We start from the raw sequence: 18390 nt of genomic DNA on the forward strand, positions 1-18390 counted from the left end.
CATGGCGCGTCTCTACACCATTTATTTTTCCACTAACTACCAACCGCTAGAGCAATCCTAAATGAATTGTGAGAGCGTCATATTTTATCTGTGTGCATCTGTGTCCATCTGTGGTTCATTTTTCTTACAAATCATTTAGGACTGCCATAACAACCTCTAAAGGAGAATTTATCAAATGGACAGTTCCATCGTTTCACAAGAGTTACAGCATTCTGGACATGAGCATACCCATGATGAAGAAGGCAGCAAAATGTTCGCCTTCATTGTGTTCTTGTTTTCAGAGACTTTCATTTTCCTTGGTTTTTTTACAGCATATATTGTCTACAAAACAACAACTCCTGACTGGTTACCTGCTGGTGTTTCAGGATTAGAAATCAGAGATCCTGCAATTAATACGGTGGTTCTTGTTTCCAGTAGCTTTGTCATTTACTTGGCAGAACGCGCCCTTGCACGCCACGACTTGACGAAATTTCGCCAGTTTCTTTTCTTAACGATCGCAATGGGAAGTTACTTTTTAGTTGGACAAGCGATCGAGTGGAGCCACCTTTCATTTGGCTTTACCACAGGAGTCTTTGGTGGGATGTTCTATTTACTAACAGGCTTCCACGGTTTGCACGTTCTCACTGGCGTTTTATTGCAAATCATTGTTTTGGGTCGCTCTTTCATTCCAGGTAACTACGACACAGGTCATTTTGGTGTGAATGCAACCTCTCTATTCTGGCACTTTGTTGATGTCATCTGGATTGTTTTGTTTGTCCTTATTTATATTTGGCAATAAACATCAGAATATAGCGGTTCTCATTCGGGTGAAATAGAGCTTATTGTAGGGCTTTCCGTTCGGAAAGCTCCTACAGATATCTTGCATTCAATCGAGAGTCGCTGCAATTACTAGCTTCAAATTAGATATTTGAAAAAACGACAGGATACTGTTATGTAAGCTTTCTTACTTCGAGAGATATTCCCTCAAGAACCCTAGATATAGCGGTTTGCAATTGGGTAAGGTACACAAAGAAATAATGAACCACAGATGGACACAGATGGACACAGATGTAGGCGTAAGCCGTGCCGTAGGCTATTTGTACTTCATTCAAATGAAAACCGCTGTATAAAATCTCAAATCCTAAATCCAAGAATTGAACCACATTCGCATTGGTCTATATTCAAAAGCTGAGAGTGGTAAACCTAAATAAATAGGCATCCAAAAAATAAATGCCATTACAATCATAAAGGTAATGGTTACACCAAGGGCGCGGAGTTCAATACGATAACTGCGTAAACACTGATCGACAAGCCAAGCAATTGCTAAAAATGCAAATATCAAAGCCGTCATGTAGTGGTAGATAAAAACGCAACGGTTGACTTGCACCCAAGGCAGTAAATGAGCAGCATAATTGACTACTAAGTACAAGGCAATCCAAGTATCAACACAAAGCATCGTAGAAGGAGAAAAACTCTTTTGCCTTATTAGAGGAATTAAGACTTGCCACACCAACATTCCTATTAAAAACAAAAGCGCCGCAGCACCAAACCACCATAAAAAGGGATTGCCCATTGCATGGACATCATAAATGACTTTCCCGGTACCGGAAGGCAAAGGAGGTCCCATCACAGGTAACGGTTCATTAATATTTTGCACCGTTTGGTAAAAATACGCCATTGGTCGAGTCATCAAGGGCCACTTATACCAAGCAGCACAGTAAGGATGTACCTTGGGACTATTCCCACCAAGACGTTCATGAAACAGCAAAATTTGTCTGTGTACTTCTATAAATCCATACCTTTTATCTAATAAAAGATGGGGAATCCAAATGAAACTGTAAACTATTAAAGGAATAACACCTAAATAAATAATAATGTGAATAAGATTGAGTTGAGTTAAGTTTTGCAAGGGCGTTAAATTGCTCTTTTTGCTCTTGCTAAAAGTCCTAAACTTTCCCTTATTAGGAATAATTTTATATCTTCTATTGCTGGATAAGCCAGAGGTAAACAGAGTTAAGGAAGATAAGGAAAAACTTCTTTTAGTGCTTTTTTTCCTCCCACTGGTCAGGGAACGATGAGAAAGAAACTTTTCCTGTTGGAGTTGAGGATGAGTTTCTTTGTTAACAAAGCTAAAAGACTGCAACCAACGAATTCCCCAAGCTAATATCCAAATAAGATAAGCACCTAGTAGAAACCATAAACCATTCCACTTGGTAGCAGCTGACGCACCAAAAGCTATGCCAGAAAGTATTAACCAGAAGTTGCGTTGTTGTCTTTGGTTTGCTAGTGCCAATAATAAAAACCACTGTCCCAATAGTCCAAAAATGACAATATATTGGTTGATCAGGGCATAGCGAGATTCTACGAGAAATATGCCATCACAAGCTGTGAACAAACCAGCCAGTAAAGCAAAACTGCGACGGTAACTGATCTGATAGGCAATGGCGGCGACAATTAATGGGATAAATGAACCAGAAAAGGCATTCATCCAACGGTAACTCAGAGGCGATATCACCGAACCCGTAAACCCATTTACCTCATCTTGCCAAAAGGGAATATGATTGCCAATCCAAATCCCAATCCCAATCAAATATTTACCTAATGGTGGATGACCATCAAAAAATGGTGTATGGGTGAGATAGTTATTACCAAATTTAGCGTAGTAAACTTCATCAAAGACAAAGGTGTTAAATCGCCCCAACCCCCAAAATCGTAAGGTGAGTGATAATAGGAACACACCCGCAATGCCAATCCGAAACCATTTTTTCTTCATTGGTTCAGAGTCAATAGTCACTAGTTCTCTTGCAAACATGATATTCCAATATTTGGAACCACAGATGCATACAGATGTAGGCTTACGCCTACATCTGTGGTTTCATTTTCATGACTGTTGACTTTTCATGAACTACGTCCACACGTTTTGCAACAGACAGAATCATTCATGAACTTGAGATTGCTGTTCGACTTTTGCCACTTCCAGCATAGTCTTTAAAACTGAATCCGGATTCAAACTGATAGAGTCAATTCCCTGTTCAACTAGGAACTGGGCAAATTCAGGGTAATCACTGGGCGCTTGTCCACAAATCCCAATTTTACGATTGTACTTTTTCGCCGCTGTTATTGCTAACTGTACCATCCGTTTGACACCCTCACTGCGTTCGTCAAACAACCGCGCCACCAAACTCGAATCCCTATCTATACCAAGTGTCAGTTGAGTGAGGTCATTGGAACCAATTGAGAACCCATCAAAAACTTGTGCAAACTCTTCAGCCATAATGACATTGTTGGGCAATTCGCACATCACATAGACCTGCAAATCATTAACTCCCTGCTTCAAACCATTTTTTGCCATTTCTGCCAATACCAGACGCCCCTCATCAGGAGTGCGACAGAAGGGAATCATAGCGATCGCGTTGGTCAATCCCATCTCGTCCCTAACTCGCTTGAGGGCAAGGCATTCTAAAGCAAAAGCTTCTCTGTAGGCTTCATCGTAGTAACGCGCCGCCCCTCGCCAGCCAAGCATTGGATTTTCTTCTTTAGGTTCAAACTGTCTGCCACCTAACAAGTTAGCATATTCGTTACTCTTAAAGTCGGACATTCGCACGATAACTGGTTTGGGATAAAACGCGGCAGCAATCCTGGCGATACCTTGAGCTAACTTATCGACAAAATACTGGGTTTTGTCGTCGTAAAGTGCGGTGATTTCAGCAATTTTGGCTTTAACAAATTCATCTTCTAGCTGGTCATAATAAATCAATGCCATCGGATGGGTTTGGATGTGGTTGGCAATGATAAACTCTGTCCGGGCTAAACCTACCCCATCATTAGGAATGGCAGACAAACTGAATGCTTCTTGGGGATTGCCCACATTCATTAAGATTTGGGTATGGGTGCGGGGTAAGTTTTCTAGCGGAACTTCTTTAACTTCAAAGGGCAATAATCCTGCGTAAACCCGTCCTTCTTCCCCTTCGGCGCAAGAGATTGTTATTTCTTGACCGTTTTTCAAAATTTCCGTAGCATTGCCGCATCCCACAATTGCAGGTACACCCAATTCTCGCGCAATAATCGCCGCATGACAGGTGCGTCCGCCTTGGTTGGTGATAATCGCGCTTGCTCTTTTCATGATCGGTTCCCAGTCGGGGTCGGTTCTATCTGTAACCAAGACTTCCCCTGCTTGGAATTGCTCGATCTTATTTACATCTAGAATCAGGTGTGCTTTACCTTGACTAATGGCTTCCCCAATAGCACGCCCGGTGAGTAGAGGTTGGGGAGATGAGGAAGATTTTACTCCCCCATCTCCCTGATCTGCCTCATCTCTCTTTAGAAGGCGATAACTCCGCAACACATTTTGCGTCTTTTGAGACTGCACGGTTTCCGGACGCGCTTGCACGACAAACAATTCGTTGGTTATGCCATCTTTCGCCCACTCAATGTCCATTGGGGTATAGGTGCCGTTCACTTTAGAATAATGGTCTTCAATCAAACACGCCCAACGAGCTAGTTCCAAAATTTCTTCATCTGTCAGGGCGAATTTGCCTCTTTCATTCTCAGGAACGAGGACGTTTTTCGTGAATTTGGAGCCGTCATCATAGACCATTTTTAATTCTTTACTACCCAATCTTTTATCAATAATTGGGCGGAAACCAACTTTCAGAGTTGGTTTAAAAACGTGGTATTCGTCTGGGTTGACTGACCCTTGGACAACGTTTTCTCCTAAACCGTATGCTGCTGTAATCAGTGCAGCATCTTTAAAGCCTGTTTCTGTTTGTATGGAGAACATGACCCCAGAACAGGCTAAATCTGAGCGCACCATTTTTTGCACACCAACAGCGAGGGCAATACTGAAGTGGTCAAATCCCTTGGTATGGCGGTAGGAAATAGCACGGTCTGTAAATAGGGAAGCAAAGCATTTATGACAGGCGGCTAAAACACTTTCTACACCAGTCACATTGAGGTAAGATTCTTGCTGTCCGGCAAAACTAGCGTCAGGAAGGTCTTCTGCGGTAGCACTAGAACGCACTGCTACGTCTGTATCGTAATTGTATCGCTCACATAGGGTTTGGTATGCTTTAACAATTGCTTCTCGTAACGGCGCAGGAAATGGTGTGTGTAGCAGGAGCGATCGCGCCTTTTTTCCTCGTTCTCGTAAATTTTTTACATCTTCTACATCTAAGTCACAAAAGAGTTCGCGCAGCTTTTGTTCTAAAAGCGCTGATTGAATGAAATAGCGATAGGCATAGGCAGTCGTGGCAAATCCAAATGGAACATTAATGCCTTTAGGCGTCAGCTGTTGAATCATCTCCCCTAAGGACGCATTCTTCCCACCAACTATGGGTATATCGGTAATGCCAACCTCATTAAACCAGAGGATAAGCGATCGCTCTTTGGAGGATGATTGAGATAAAGTATCTTTTTTTACTGTTCCCATCTGTATTTACCCCCTATTTATGCCCTGCTTATTCGACGATTGCTTGCCTCTATGTAAGGTATATCACATTCAATCGGAAAAGGTTTTATAGTATCTTTAGATTTTGTATAAGAAAGTTTAGATTTTGGAGTGGCAGAGAATACAAAATCTGTATATTTACTGTTAGGTTTGATTCTAGAAAACGAACGATGGAGTAGCTGTCAGAATTTTAGAGAATTTGGGAGTTGATTTAGCCCAAATACGTAATTAAGTCATCCGTCAAATCGGTGAAACTATATATGAAGCTGAAGCAACAGATGCTAAAACAGAAAGTCCTTTGAGTATGATTGTCATACCAAAAAGAATAGAAAAACAAAATGAATACACGGGGCAAGCATCCTTTTATTATTCTGACTACTGAGTCCTGAGTTCTGAGTTCTTTGTTCGGTTAGGAAGCCGTGTTTAAGCGTTGCTTCTGGATGTGTTAAGCGTGTCAGTACACCTTACGGGGAAAGGCTTTCTGTGAAGATGGAACAGAACAGACTCACTTCATTGCTAAACTACCCATTGGCACTAGACTTGTGTTATTACCAGCAAGCCATTTAGGAGGGAGCAGTCATGGGTAAATATGATAAGATTTTTAACTCAGATAAGACATTAAAAGAATCACTGAGTTCAGACGAAGCAGTAGCAGCGATCGCAGTTGTCACAGCTGCTGCTGATTCTTCATTGGAAGAGGTGGATCCAGACTTGTTAGCAGATATCCTCTGGGGACTCGAGGTTTTTGAAGAATACTCAGACGACGAGTTGTTAGAAACACTTGATAAAGTCATAGTCCTTGCAGAGGAAAATGGACTTGGAGTGCTATTTAAGACTGCAAATAATGTCCTGACAGAAGACTTATTGCTGGATGCTTATGCTGCGGGGGTGAGTGTACTTGTAGATGAAGATGAACTGCGTATTCCCAAAGGCAAAACGACTTTGCTCAAAAAGCTCCAGGAAGCCTTGGAAATTGACGATGAAGAAGCTAAAGAAATTGTAGATGAGGTCATCGCCGCCTTTGAAGAGGTAGAAGATGAAGACTTCGCAGAAGACGAGGATGAAACAGGACTTGAAGACTCAAGCCCAAACCTGTATGAGTCACCTTCCGGTAATTTTACACTCCTGATTCCAGTCGATGTTCAGCAAGGTGGTAGGGTTCAAACTCAAGAAGGGTTAGTCAACTTTTCTGATGACTCTGGCACTTTACTGAGAATCGATTATTACCCTCTTTCCTCACAAAAGACAGAGGAAATAGATTCTGTGGGACAGGAAGAATATCTGCGTTCACTTCTCCTTAATAAGTATGTGCCTCAAACAATTGTTGCTAATTTACCAGATGCTCAGGTAAAATATACCGAATATCTGGAAGACGCATTAGAGGGGGCTTACTTCGTGTTAGTTGATATGCCTGAAGGTTCAAAAATTTCCAAAACAGGAAATAACGGTACTGCGACTAAGTTCAATGCGTACCGAGGGCTTCTGGCATTTATCTATGGCGACTTTTTGTATGTCGTCAGCAACCAACGCAGCTTCTTGGATGGGGAAAAACCAGGTTCTGTTGAAGAAGAAGCTGAGGGTATCAAGCAGAATGTTTTAAATTTTGTTGATACCATCGAATTTACTTAGTAGTCTGTCCCATTAGTTTTGAAGGATTCTTTGAGCGCTTAAGCGCTCAAAGAATCTAGGACTAAAGTCCTGACTACGAATTCACGAAATTCTTGATACAAATCCGTAGTGTAGAGATCCGTAGTGTAGAGACGCGCCATGGCGCGTCTCTACAGAATTGAAATGTATCGCGATTAACGTGAAATGGTATGAGTGCAAGACTACGAACCGTTATTTATCTACCCTTTTCCTGCTGTGACCAAATGCGCGTTGGTAGTCCCCAAACGTAGATAAAACCTTCGGCTGCCTTATGGTCAAATTTATCCTCAGCACCGTAGGTAGCCAAGTCGGGAGTGTATAGAGAATTATCAGAACTACGCCCAACTATGGTAGCGTTGCCTTTGAAAAGTTTCACTCGCACAGTTCCAGACACTCGCTCTTGTGTCTTTTGAATAAAGGCATCCAGTGCACCTTTTAGGGGACTGTACCACAGACCGTTGTAGATTAATTGGCTGTAAGTTTCTTCAATACCACGCTTGTAGTGGGTAACATCTGCGGTCAAAGTTAGGCTTTCTAAATCTCGGTGTGCCTGAATTAACACCAGCAAAGCAGGCGCTTCATAAATTTCCCGTGATTTGATACCGACCAAGCGGTTTTCTATCATGTCAATCCGTCCGACACCATGATTCCCAACCACCTGGTTAAGTTGTTGGATGAGATCAACTGGGTTCTTGAATTCACCATTGAGGGTGGTAGGAATTCCTCTGATAAAACCAATTTCAACATACTCTGGCTCGTCTGGGGTGTCAGCGATCGCCTTCGTCATTAAATAAATTTCTTCTAGTGGTTCCACTGTGGGATCTTCCAGAGGACCTGCTTCAATGCTGCGACCTAGCAAATTACGGTCTATGCTGTAGGGAGACTTTTTTTTCACTGGCGAGGGAATGCCATACCGTTCCCCGTAGGCGATGGTTTCCTCACGGCTCATTCCCCATTCCCGTGCTGGTGCAAGTATCTTGAGATTGGGGTTTAGGGCAGCAATAGAGACATCAAAGCGCACCTGGTCGTTCCCCTTGCCAGTGCATCCGTGAGCGATCGCATCAGCACCGTATTTTTCTGCTGCTTCTACTAATGCCTTGGCAATCAATGGACGGGCAAGGGCAGTACTCAGAGGATAGCGATTTTCATAGAGGGCGTTTGCTTGAATTGCAGCAAAAGCGTAATCTTTCACAAAGCTTTCTTTGACATCTGCCACCAATGATTCACTTGCACCTGATTTCAGAGCTTTTTCTCTGACAGGGTCTAATTCATCCCCTTGTCCCAAATCTGCAGCTAGGGTAATGACTTCCTCTACACCCCATTCATGCTGAAGGTAGGGAATGCATACTGAGGTATCTACACCGCCGGAATAAGCCAAAACAACTTTCTTTGCGCGACCCATTTATTTCTCCAGTTGGCAAAACTCAACAATGAGTCACTATTATCTAACTTATTTACGTGTATTTTTCAACTCAGCGAGCTAGTCATGATATGTTGATATACGCAATATTTTTAATAGCATCACCGATTCATCCAAATCTTTTCTTCTCATTATTTATTTTCTACAGATAGCATTGAAACTAAATCTTGCTTGAATAAAGGATGAATTGGCATTGCTGCCCAAGATTTGTGGTTATTTAGCTGTAAAGTTATCTCATTAATACCAAAACTTTGCTCCAGATGAGTCTGTAATTGCCCAAGCAGGCGATCGCGTTCTTCAACAGTTGCACAATCCACACTCAGATGAGCGCAAAGCATCACCTGCTCCCTGCTAATTCTCCAAACGTAGAGTTTTTCTACCTGCAAAACTTGAGGAAAAGATTTGAGAGAGATTTCCACCACATCCGGGTCAATTGATTTTGGTGCATACTCTAAAAGAATTGAGAGACTTTCGCGGACAAGTGGCAAAGCACTTAAACCCGTAAAGCCAGCAACTACTAGGCTCATAACTGCATCTGCCCACAACCAATTCCACAGGTGAATCGTCACAGCAGCAAAAATCACCCCTAGAGAACTAGCTATGTCAGCGATGATATGAAGCACAGCACCGCGTAGATTTAAGTCGTCATGAGAGTGGGGATGCAGCAAAGTCATGTTGAGCAAATTGACGATTAAACCTAACACTGCTACCGCTAACATTGGCAAGCCAGAAATCCCATGAGGGCTGCCAAAGCGGTGAACAGACTCCCAACAAATCACAACAGCGATCGCAACCAAACTCAAACCATTCACCAAAGCCGCTAGAATTTCGATGCGGCGATGTCCAAATGTTGCCCGACCAGCAGCAGGTTGATGTGCTAACCAATTGGCAAACAGCGATATTCCCAAGGCTGCTATATCAGAAAGAATGTGTTCTGCATCTGCCTGTAGAGATAAACTTCCACTCCACAAACCGACACTCCATTCAGTGACCAAAAACCCGGTAAGTAAACAAACAGTTATTGATAAAAGTTGAGTTTTTTGCCTGTTTTGAGTTCCATTCACAGAACTATCTGAACACCCGCAGTTGTAATGTTGCTCTAACAGCATGACCCAAATAACCCTATGTAAACTCTATTTTTAGCATGAATAATGCCCACTATACGTTCATGAGTGGGCATTACCAGACATTTGACGCTTTAGGGCGCGGTACGAGTTCCATAATGTATCCATTTGTACATATCAAGCTTTACTGAATTTCACAATAGCTTTACGACAACTTTGTAACCATTTATAACAAGTTCATTCATTATTACGTATTATTTAGAAAGACACACTGTTACTTTATACTCATTGACTACCTAATATAGTACACAAGGTCAATTATGCTCCGTTCACACATCGCATGGCTAATGCCAGTAGCCTTAGCATTTGGCGGTTTCGGGTTGAATGTGCAAAGCGCGAGCGCGCAGACTACCTATGATACGTATGAATTTACTGCTAATTACAACACATTAGTAGAAATTAATCCTTTCAACGAGGACTTGGGTATCATCAGGGCAACCATCACAGGTGAGAGTACCGATTCTGCTCCTTACGGATTGGATTCTTTTATCAGCAATACTTACGGTCAGGTGCAGCCCAGTGATAACCCATCCATAACCAAATACAACTTTAATTCAGACCCAGGAGTGTTTGGCTTAACAGATCAACCAATACTTTCTGACATATACTACGGTGACGGGCCCAATCAGTTATTTGGAACAGCGAACGACAGTGCTGAAATTAACTTCACCGAAGGCACAATTAAGGGTGCTGGTACCATAACAATCACCGATGGAACGGGCATATTTGAGAACGCGACTGGCACAATAACTTTTACCGAGGAGGACGCACTGAGTTCAGATGGAGGTCCTTCTGTGGGTCTGGCTATACTAAATTTCTCCATAAAAACTCCTCGGGCGGTTCCAGAACCAACAGCGACTACAGCATTAGTCGGCATAGGTGTCACTGGGGCAGTCCTGCTACGCAAACATCGGCGTAAAACAAATTTCAATTGAAAAAAGCTGCTCGTTGCACTATTATTATCATCTCAACCACCTCGCCATAGAAGGACTGGGGTGGTTTCGCCTCAAGGAACAGTGTTGTAGCCACTGCTGTCCTATCCTGGAGATGGGCAATAGTGTTGTGGGTGAGACTGTGTTTTTTAGTGTTGTTATTCCAACTTACAATCGCAAGCCAATTTTGGAAAAGTGCCTCAGAGCCTTAGAGGCGCAGAAACTCAGCGATGTAGAGACGCACCATGGCGCGTCTGTGCTAGGTTACGAGGTTGTTTTGGTGGATGATGGTTCTACAGATGGCACATTAGAATGGTTGGAAGCACGTAAAGACGAGTTTCCCCATGTGCGAACGTTTTGTCAAAACCACGCTGGACCAGCTGCTGCGCGAAATTTGGGAGTAGAAAAGGCACTAGGGGACACTATTATTTTCATTGATAGTGATTTAGTCGTTACAGAAAATTTTCTGCAAGCTCATGCTAATGCACTAGAACAAGGAAAGCAGAAATTTGGAGGCGATCGCTTCTTTACCTATGGTGCGGTGATTAATACTTGTAATTTTGACCAACCCACATCTGAACCATATAAATTAACAGATTTTTCCGCCGCCTTTTTTGCCACAGGAAATGTAGCTATTCCTAAGCATTGGCTGGAGAAAGCAGGGCTTTTTGACACTCGTTTTCAACTCTATGGTTGGGAAGATTTAGAACTAGGTGTCAGACTCAAAAATCTGGGTTTAAAACTCATTAAATGTCCAGATGCCGTTGGGTATCACTGGCATCCTCCTTTTAGCTTAGAACAAGTTCCCCGCTTGATTGACAAAGAAATTCAGCGCGGACGTATGGGAGTTTTGTTTTATCAAAAGCACCCCACTTGGGAAGTGCGGATGATGATTCAAATGACTTGGTTGCATCGCTTGCTTTGGGGAGTTTTATCACTGAATGGCATCCTCAATGAACGTACAATGGCTCCATTTTTACAATGGCTCATTAAATTAGGTAAACCCCAGTTGGCGTTAGAAATTGCCCGAATTTTTCTTAACTGGTATAACGTCAAGGGTGTCTATGAAGCTTATGCCCAAATCCAAAAGGCAACCTGAAAAGAGGGTAGGAGTGTAAGGCATTATGTTCGTAAGTTCTCAACACTTCCAATTCCCCAATAGCTGCCACAAGTATGCTACCCTAGTATGGTTCATTAATTCTCGCACATCCGGGAGTTCGGGTGTTTCCTGCTTTTGGAGATCCACCTGGATGGAGGTTTAACCCGAATAGGAGTAAAAAACATGGCTGTTGTTTCATTGGCTCAAATGATGGAGTCAGGAGTTCACTTTGGGCATCAAACCCGTAGATGGAACCCAAAGATGTCTCCTTTTATTTACACCGCTCGCAACGGAGTACACATCATCGACTTGGTGCAGACTGCCCAGTTGATGGAAGAGGCATATAGTTATATGCGATCGCAAGCTGAGGCTGGAAAGAAATTCCTGTTTGTTGGTACCAAGCGACAAGCAGCAGGAATTATTGCCCAAGAAGCCTCCCGCTGTGGTTCTCACTACATTAACCAGCGCTGGTTGGGTGGAATGCTCACCAACTGGGCGACCATCAAAACCCGGGTAGACCGCCTGAAAGATTTGGAACGTCGGGAGGAAAGTGGCGCTCTCGATTTATTACCGAAAAAAGAAGCCTCAATGCTGCGTCGGGAAATGGCGAAGCTTCAGAAATACCTGGGCGGCATTAAAAGCATGCGAAAAGTTCCCGATGTGGTGGTGATTGTAGACCAACGGCGGGAATATAACGCAGTGCAAGAATGCCAAAAACTGGCAATTCCGATTGTGTCCATGCTAGATACTAACTGTGACCCGGATGTCGTAGATATCCCCATTCCAGCAAATGACGATGCCATCCGCTCGATTAAGCTAATAGTAGGCAAATTAGCAGATGCCATTTACGAAGGTCGTCACGGTCAATTGGATGGAGAAGAAGAGTACGAAGATTACGAAGGCGCTGAGGACGAGTTTGACTACGACGAAGGCGAAAGCGATTATACCAGATCGCTCATTCCCGATGACGAAGAAGAATAATCAGTCCTGAGGAGCCAGTACTGTGGAGAGCCAGTGCGTTGCTGAGTGCCGAGTGCCGAGTAAGATAGTAGTACTTGGTACTCTAGGGTACTGCCTATTCATGAGTCCCTAGCCGCAGGTAAAATCTTAAGTCGGTGCTGAGTTCTCAGTAGTGAGTGTTGAGTAGAAAGGACTCAGCACTCAGGGCTTATTACTCAGGACTCTCTTAAGACTCAGGACTCAAAAATTTATTTGAGAGCAACTAAAACTGTCAGTCAAGTAGGAATTGAGGCAACATGGCGGAAATATCTGCAAAAATCGTCCAAGAGCTACGCCAGAAAACTGGTGCTGGTATGATGGACTGCAAAAAGGCTCTAAAAGAAACTGATGGTGATCAGGAAAAAGCCATTGAGTGGCTGCGACAAAAAGGCATCGCCAAAGCCGATAAGGGAGCAGGACGTATTGCGGCAGAGGGTCTAGTGGACGCATACATTCAACCCGGAGGTCGGGTGGGTGTACTAATAGAAGTCAACTGCCAAACTGATTTTGTTGCCCGTAACGAGGCTTTCAAAGCTGTAGTTCAGAACCTGGCGAAGCAAGCAACGACCGTTGAGAGTCTTGAGTCTTTGATGGCTCAACCCTACATTGAAGATGAAAGTTTAACGGTCGAAGCTTTTATTAAGCAAACGATTGCCCAATTGGGTGAAAACATTCAAGTGCGTCGCTTCGCCAAATTTGCACTTTCCCAAGACACACAAGGGGTAGTAGACAGTTACATTCATACTGGCGGTCGAGTTGGTGTGTTAGTTGAACTAAACAACCAAAATGATTTAGGATCTGGTCGTGAAGAGTTTCAAACTCTGGCACGGAACGTAGCGATGCAAGTTGCGGCTTGCCCAAATGTTGAGTATGTGAACGTAGACGAAATTCCCGCTGAAGTTGCCCAAAAAGAAAAGGATATTGAAATGGGGCGGGATGACTTGGCAAACAAGCCACAGAACATTAAAGAAAAGATTGTGCAGGGACGGATTGAAAAACGCCTCAAAGAAATGACTTTGCTGGATCAACCTTATATTCGCGATCAGAGTATCACGCTGGAAGAATTGATTAAGCAGAGCGGATCACAACTGGGCGGAAGCATCCAAGTTCGTCGCTTCGTTCGCTATATCCTGGGCGAGGGTATTGAGAAGCAAGAAAGCAACTTTGCTGAAGAAGTGGCTGCACAAGTAGGCAGCAAGTAACTTAGTCATTTGTCATTAGTTTTGGGCAAAAGACAACGGACAAAGGACTATTTCCAAGACAGGTCAAGCAAGCTAGGCTGACCTGTTTTTCATTCACGCTCAGCTGAATTTCAGATTTTAGATAGGACTTGGTAATAAAATTTACTATTATTTGCCTAACGTTACTCTAGACTAGAGTCCCTATCTGTTTAAATTCAAAATTCAACATCCAAAATCTCAAATCCTTTAGATGATTATTTTCCAAAAATGCGTACATTTGTACTACAAAAAGGTTCAGATGGGCAATAGGAAGAAGATATGGCGAAAGCAATTGAGCGAATTGAGCAGGATATATTAGCACTAGAAGAAGCGATACGGGCGATCGCAAAAGAACTTCAAAGTGCCTATACCAATTATCTAACCAGTTTGGGACAAACTGTCCGCAAGCAGTTGATTTTGGCGACATATCACCTGTGTACCCAAGGGTATCCTGAAAGCTTTTTGAGTTTATCATTACATCAGCGGCAACAATTGCAACAAACCATCCGCGAGTTAGGTCAACAGACGGCTGAAGAGTTGCCGACTCTGATAAAGAATGAGCAGGAGCAGCAGGAGGAAGCAAGCGAAGAGGAGGGAGAACAGGAGGAAATGAATGAAGATGAGGAAACAGATGAACTCTCTTCCCCCACTCCGGTCACTCTCCCAACTTCCCCCACTTCCCTAACTCCTCTAACTTCCCTAACTCCCCCCACTTCCCTAACTTCACCGCAGTCGCCTGGGTCGGGAAACCCTCCCGCAGCGCTGCCTCCCCTCATTCCCCCAACTTCGCCCACTTCCCCCCAACCCCACTCGCTGGGAACCCCAAAGCCCCCCACTTCACCAACTCCCCCCAATCTCTTCTCCTTATCCTCCTTTTACCCCGTGTCCTCTTCCCCAAACACCTCTAACCCTGTGGATTTGGCAAAGTGGCAACAGAATATAGAGAGAGCAACACAACAGAAGCTGAAATTGGTTTCTCGTGAAGCTAATCTTTTATTACAGAAAGCAGGGATATTACCCAAAAAATTACCAGAACCAATTTTAGAAGCAGCTGCAGCTGCAGCCTCAGAAGCATCTGCCGAAGTGATGCCGGGACCTCCCAACTTACTAAACTTAGTTGTTGAAATTGAAAATGAGCAGCAGTCAGAAGACTCTAGCCTGACACAAATCATGGCTATCAATCTGCGGCTTGGGGAAATTGAATTTGCTGACCCGACACTCTCGTCTTATCGCAAGCAGATTCGCGGTCTCTTAGTTCAACTCAGTAGAATAGGACAGGAGTATCAAAAAAAACAGCGGGAACGTTCAGTTGCCGAAGCTGAAGCAGCATGGCGTGCTATTTGGTCTGATGATTAGTCATTTGTGAGCCAGCACCGCAGTTTCTTTCTCAAGGTTCCAGACGCTAGGCGAACAGACTCGCAGCCAAGTTGGTTTCCAACTGTCACGGCAACTGGCGTAAGCGCAAAGCGCACGCACTCGTGTTCGCCGAACGCGAGTGCGTCTCCAAAGGAGATACCTGAAGGGTTCTTTGTCCTAAGTCAAATGACTAATGACTCATGATTAATGATTCATCACTAATGACTAATGACAAACCAGATTGGATACGATTGCACAAAGCCTTGGCAATAGAAGCAGAACAGGGCTTTACTGACTTGATGGGTAAACAATACCGTTTCAGTGAGTTTCTGACGCTGACTTTTGGTAAATTCCCCACAGGCTTACCCAGCGCCGAACGTCGTCGCTGGCAAGAACTAGCGGCTGAATTTGCTAATTATCCAAATCTGGTACTGGAAGACAGACAACACTTAGTCGCAGAGACTCGTAGGTATCTGTATCAACTACAGCAAGCGACTGAAGGAGGAGTGGGGGAAGTCGGGGAAGTCGGGGGAGTCCGGGAAGTCGGGGGAGAAAAATACACTCCCTTGTCTTCCTCATCTTCCTACTCCAAAATCCAAAATCCAAAATCTCAAATTGTTGCGGAGTTAAGTCGCAGACTTGCCCCTAACCTAGACCAAAAGCTGAGTGATTTACCAGAAATAGGCGTGAGAAAAGCTGGAAATTTGGCACGTCTTGGTTTATTAACCGTGCGTGACTTGCTTTTCTACTATCCCCGTGACCATATTGACTATGCGCGTCAAGTGAATATCCAGGAGTTGGTGGCGGGTGAGACGGTGACGATAGTAGCAACAGTGAAACGTTGCAACTGCTTTACAAGTCCACGAAACAAAAAATTAACCATTCTAGAACTGCTGATACGCGATAAGACAGGTCACATCAAAATCAACCGTTTTTTCGCTGGTACGCGCTTTAGCAGTCGCGCTTGGCAGGAAAGTTTAAAACGTCGCTACCCAGAAGGTAGTATTGTGGCAGCGTGTGGGTTGGTGAAAGAAAGTAAATACGGATTGACGCTGGAAGACCCAGAACTGGAAATTTTGGGACATCCAGGAGATACCATTGAGTCCCTGGCTATCGGTAGAGTTGTTCCTATTTATGCTCTGACAGAGGGAGTGGGGGCTGACTTGGTACGACAAGCTGTTATAGCTGCTTTGCCTTCTACTGTCCATCTGAAAGACTCACTGCCCAGTGGTTTGCGGGCTAAGTATAATTTGATGGAATTGAAGGATGCAATTAATAATATCCACTTCCCTCCAGACAGCGCTACCCTTCAAGTTGCCCGTCGCCGCCTCGTCTTCGATGAATTTTTCTACCTGCAACTTGGGTTGCTGCAACGTCAGCATCAAGCGAGGCAAAATCAAACCAGTGCCATTCTTATCCCAAAAGGTCAGCTAGTCAAAAAATTCTACGAGATACTGCCGTTTAAATTAACTAATGCCCAGCAACGAGTCATCAACGACATTCTCAATGACTTGCAAAAACCTGTACCGATGAACCGTTTGGTGCAAGGAGATGTCGGTTCTGGTAAAACCGTTGTCGCTGTCATTGCTATCCTTGCTGCCATTCAATCTGGGTATCAAGCAGCACTGATGGCTCCCACAGAAGTATTGGCAGAACAGCATTATCGCAAGTTAGTGAGCTGGTTTAATCTTTTGCATTTACCAGTAGAATTACTGACGGGTTCTACCAAAACGGCAAAACGGCGACAAATTCACGCCCAGTTAGAAACGGGTGAATTGCCGCTATTAGTAGGGACTCATGCTTTAATTCAAGACCCCGTAAACTTTCAGCAATTGGGTTTGGTCGTGATTGATGAACAGCATCGCTTTGGGGTGGAACAGCGGGCGCGTTTACAGCAAAAAGGCGAGCAACCTCATGTATTAACTATGACTGCAACTCCCATTCCCCGAACGCTGGCACTGACAATACACGGGGATTTGGATGTGAGTCAAATAGATGAATTGCCACCGGGACGGCAAAAGATTCAAACAACCGTGCTATCGGGGCAACAACGCACCCATGCTTACGACCTCATCCGCCGGGAAATTGTCCAAGGACGACAAGTTTATGTGGTGTTACCGTTGGTGGAAGAATCAGAAAAATTGGATCTGCGTTCAGCGGTGGAAGAGCATAAAAAGTTACAGGAAAGTATTTTTCCAGAGTTTCAGGTGGGACTGCTTCACGGTCGCATGACTTCAGCCGAGAAGGAGGAAGCGATTAGCAAATTCCGCGATCGCACAACTCAAATTTTGGTTTCTACCACTGTTGTAGAAGTCGGCGTTGATGTGCCAAATGCAACAGTTATGCTCATTGAAAATGCGGAGCGCTTTGGCTTATCTCAGTTGCACCAACTTCGAGGGCGTGTTGGTCGTGGTGCGGCTCAGTCCTACTGTTTGTTAATGAGCAGCTCTCGAAGTCCAGATGCACAGCAACGTCTAAGGGTTTTGGAACAGTCTCAGGATGGCTTTTTCATCTCTGAAATGGATATGCGCTTTCGCGGTCCTGGGGCAGTCTTGGGGACTCGTCAATCTGGTGTGCCAGATTTTACCTTGGCAAGTTTAGTAGATGATGAAGAAGTGTTGATTTTAGCACGGCAAGCAGCTGAGAAAGTGATAGAGATAGACGCAACTTTAGAGCGTTGGTATTTGATGAAAGAAGAGTTGAAGTATCGGTATGAGCGGTTAATGGGTGGGGCGATTTTAACATAATGTGTCTAGGTGAATTATACGAACAATTTTAAGTGCTGGTGGAATTAGCTGTTAGTTGTCATATAAAGTTGAAGCAGTCAGAGGAAAAAAAGAAAATTAGGATTAACGCAGCAGGAGGAGGTCGTCACGAGACATTATCGCAATGCTGACCATTTCCGGATTGGTTCGGCTACGAATTCGTACTTTAGTTCTCCCGCTGCCATGCAGCTAATAAATGCAGGCGATCGCCTGTATACTTAGTCTTGTATTTTTCTGTTTTAAACTATTAGTAACGATATCAACATCAACACATGATGACTGCGTAGACGACACCCTGAGCAAGTTTCCTGGAAATCCCTGTAGAGACTGCTTTCCGCTTTCCGGACAAGTCTATTAAGCGCAAAATAAGATGAGTTTGCGTTCATGTATTGCTTTAAGTTCC

General features: G+C 43.9%; 12 protein-coding genes and 1 pseudogene. 9 read left to right on the top strand and 4 right to left on the bottom strand.

Annotated elements, in window-relative coordinates; all coding sequences use genetic code 11:
- The first annotated feature begins 175 nt into the window (after positions 1–175).
- On the top strand, positions 176–778 hold the full coding sequence (locus MAS10914_RS0127865) for a cytochrome c oxidase subunit 3 (RefSeq protein ID WP_017319237.1): 603 nt from the start codon (positions 176–178) through the stop codon (positions 776–778).
- A 342-nt stretch (positions 779–1120) separates the two neighbouring features.
- On the opposite strand, the gene MAS10914_RS0127870 is transcribed toward MAS10914_RS0127865, so the two are convergent.
- Together MAS10914_RS0127870 and ppsA are read right to left on the bottom strand one after the other, a co-directional pair.
- The gene (locus MAS10914_RS0127870) at positions 1121–2752 is read right to left on the bottom strand and encodes a dolichyl-phosphate-mannose--protein mannosyltransferase (protein WP_026082872.1); all 1632 of its coding nucleotides are present in this window, start codon (positions 2750–2752) and stop codon (positions 1121–1123) included.
- 162 nt (positions 2753–2914) lie between these two features.
- Positions 2915–5407 (bottom strand): phosphoenolpyruvate synthase, encoded by a 2493-nt coding sequence (gene ppsA, locus MAS10914_RS0127875; protein ID WP_017319239.1) that lies wholly within the window; start codon positions 5405–5407, stop codon positions 2915–2917.
- A gap of 187 nt (positions 5408–5594) precedes the next feature.
- Between ppsA and MAS10914_RS36745 the strand changes: the two are divergent.
- Both MAS10914_RS36745 and MAS10914_RS0127880 read left to right on the top strand, forming a co-directional pair.
- Positions 5595–5657: pseudogene (locus MAS10914_RS36745) on the top strand (Clp protease N-terminal domain-containing protein); the annotation flags it as partial.
- A 347-nt stretch (positions 5658–6004) separates the two neighbouring features.
- A complete protein-coding gene (locus tag MAS10914_RS0127880; protein WP_017319240.1) occupies positions 6005–7054 on the top strand; it encodes a tellurite resistance TerB family protein in 1050 nt (349 codons plus the stop codon).
- Positions 7055–7268: 214 nt separating this feature from the next.
- Here MAS10914_RS0127880 and MAS10914_RS0127885 read toward each other — a convergent pair whose 3' ends face one another.
- Both MAS10914_RS0127885 and MAS10914_RS0127890 read right to left on the bottom strand, forming a co-directional pair.
- On the bottom strand, positions 7269–8474 hold the full coding sequence (locus MAS10914_RS0127885) for an argininosuccinate synthase (protein ID WP_017319241.1): 1206 nt from the start codon (positions 8472–8474) through the stop codon (positions 7269–7271).
- 149 nt (positions 8475–8623) lie between these two features.
- Positions 8624–9556, bottom strand: a complete 933-nt coding sequence (locus MAS10914_RS0127890; RefSeq protein ID WP_232224249.1) for a cation diffusion facilitator family transporter — start codon at positions 9554–9556, stop codon at positions 8624–8626.
- A 320-nt stretch (positions 9557–9876) separates the two neighbouring features.
- Here MAS10914_RS0127890 and MAS10914_RS0127895 point away from each other — a divergent pair, with 320 nt between their 5' ends.
- The 6 genes from MAS10914_RS0127895 to recG all read left to right on the top strand — a co-directional run bounded on the left by MAS10914_RS0127895 (position 9877) and on the right by recG (position 17969).
- Positions 9877–10551: a hypothetical protein gene (locus MAS10914_RS0127895; protein WP_156818255.1), complete on the top strand. Its 675-nt coding sequence runs from the start codon at positions 9877–9879 to the stop codon at positions 10549–10551.
- A gap of 112 nt (positions 10552–10663) precedes the next feature.
- Positions 10664–11647 carry a glycosyltransferase family 2 protein gene (locus tag MAS10914_RS0127900; RefSeq protein WP_017319244.1) on the top strand — a complete coding sequence of 328 codons (984 nt, stop codon included), beginning with the start codon at positions 10664–10666 and terminating at the stop codon, positions 11645–11647.
- 183 nt (positions 11648–11830) lie between these two features.
- Entirely contained in the window at positions 11831–12628 is a 798-nt protein-coding gene (rpsB, locus tag MAS10914_RS0127905; protein WP_017319245.1) for a 30S ribosomal protein S2, read from the top strand.
- A gap of 275 nt (positions 12629–12903) precedes the next feature.
- Entirely contained in the window at positions 12904–13848 is a 945-nt protein-coding gene (tsf, locus tag MAS10914_RS0127910; protein ID WP_017319246.1) for a translation elongation factor Ts, read from the top strand.
- A 297-nt stretch (positions 13849–14145) separates the two neighbouring features.
- Positions 14146–15222, top strand: coding sequence for a hypothetical protein (locus tag MAS10914_RS0127915; protein ID WP_017319247.1), 1077 nt, complete (start codon positions 14146–14148; stop codon positions 15220–15222).
- A 221-nt stretch (positions 15223–15443) separates the two neighbouring features.
- Positions 15444–17969 carry an ATP-dependent DNA helicase RecG gene (gene recG, locus MAS10914_RS0127920; protein WP_017319248.1) on the top strand — a complete coding sequence of 842 codons (2526 nt, stop codon included), beginning with the start codon at positions 15444–15446 and terminating at the stop codon, positions 17967–17969.
- Positions 17970–18390 lie beyond the last annotated feature (421 nt).

Source organism: Mastigocladopsis repens PCC 10914, assembly GCF_000315565.1.
Lineage (GTDB): Bacteria > Cyanobacteriota > Cyanobacteriia > Cyanobacteriales > Nostocaceae > Mastigocladopsis > Mastigocladopsis repens.

Coding starts and splice junctions, on each gene's coding strand:
- MAS10914_RS0127865 (WP_017319237.1), top strand. CDS start 176: ATGGACAGTTCCATCGTTTCACAAGAGTTACAGCATTCTGGACATGAG.
- MAS10914_RS0127870 (WP_026082872.1), bottom strand. CDS start 2,752: ATGAAGAAAAAATGGTTTCGGATTGGCATTGCGGGTGTGTTCCTATTA.
- ppsA (WP_017319239.1), bottom strand. CDS start 5,407: ATGGGAACAGTAAAAAAAGATACTTTATCTCAATCATCCTCCAAAGAG.
- MAS10914_RS0127880 (WP_017319240.1), top strand. CDS start 6,005: ATGGGTAAATATGATAAGATTTTTAACTCAGATAAGACATTAAAAGAA.
- MAS10914_RS0127885 (WP_017319241.1), bottom strand. CDS start 8,474: ATGGGTCGCGCAAAGAAAGTTGTTTTGGCTTATTCCGGCGGTGTAGAT.
- MAS10914_RS0127895 (WP_156818255.1), top strand. CDS start 9,877: ATGCTCCGTTCACACATCGCATGGCTAATGCCAGTAGCCTTAGCATTT.
- MAS10914_RS0127900 (WP_017319244.1), top strand. CDS start 10,664: ATGGGCAATAGTGTTGTGGGTGAGACTGTGTTTTTTAGTGTTGTTATT.
- rpsB (WP_017319245.1), top strand. CDS start 11,831: ATGGCTGTTGTTTCATTGGCTCAAATGATGGAGTCAGGAGTTCACTTT.
- tsf (WP_017319246.1), top strand. CDS start 12,904: ATGGCGGAAATATCTGCAAAAATCGTCCAAGAGCTACGCCAGAAAACT.
- MAS10914_RS0127915 (WP_017319247.1), top strand. CDS start 14,146: ATGGCGAAAGCAATTGAGCGAATTGAGCAGGATATATTAGCACTAGAA.
- recG (WP_017319248.1), top strand. CDS start 15,444: ATGACTAATGACAAACCAGATTGGATACGATTGCACAAAGCCTTGGCA.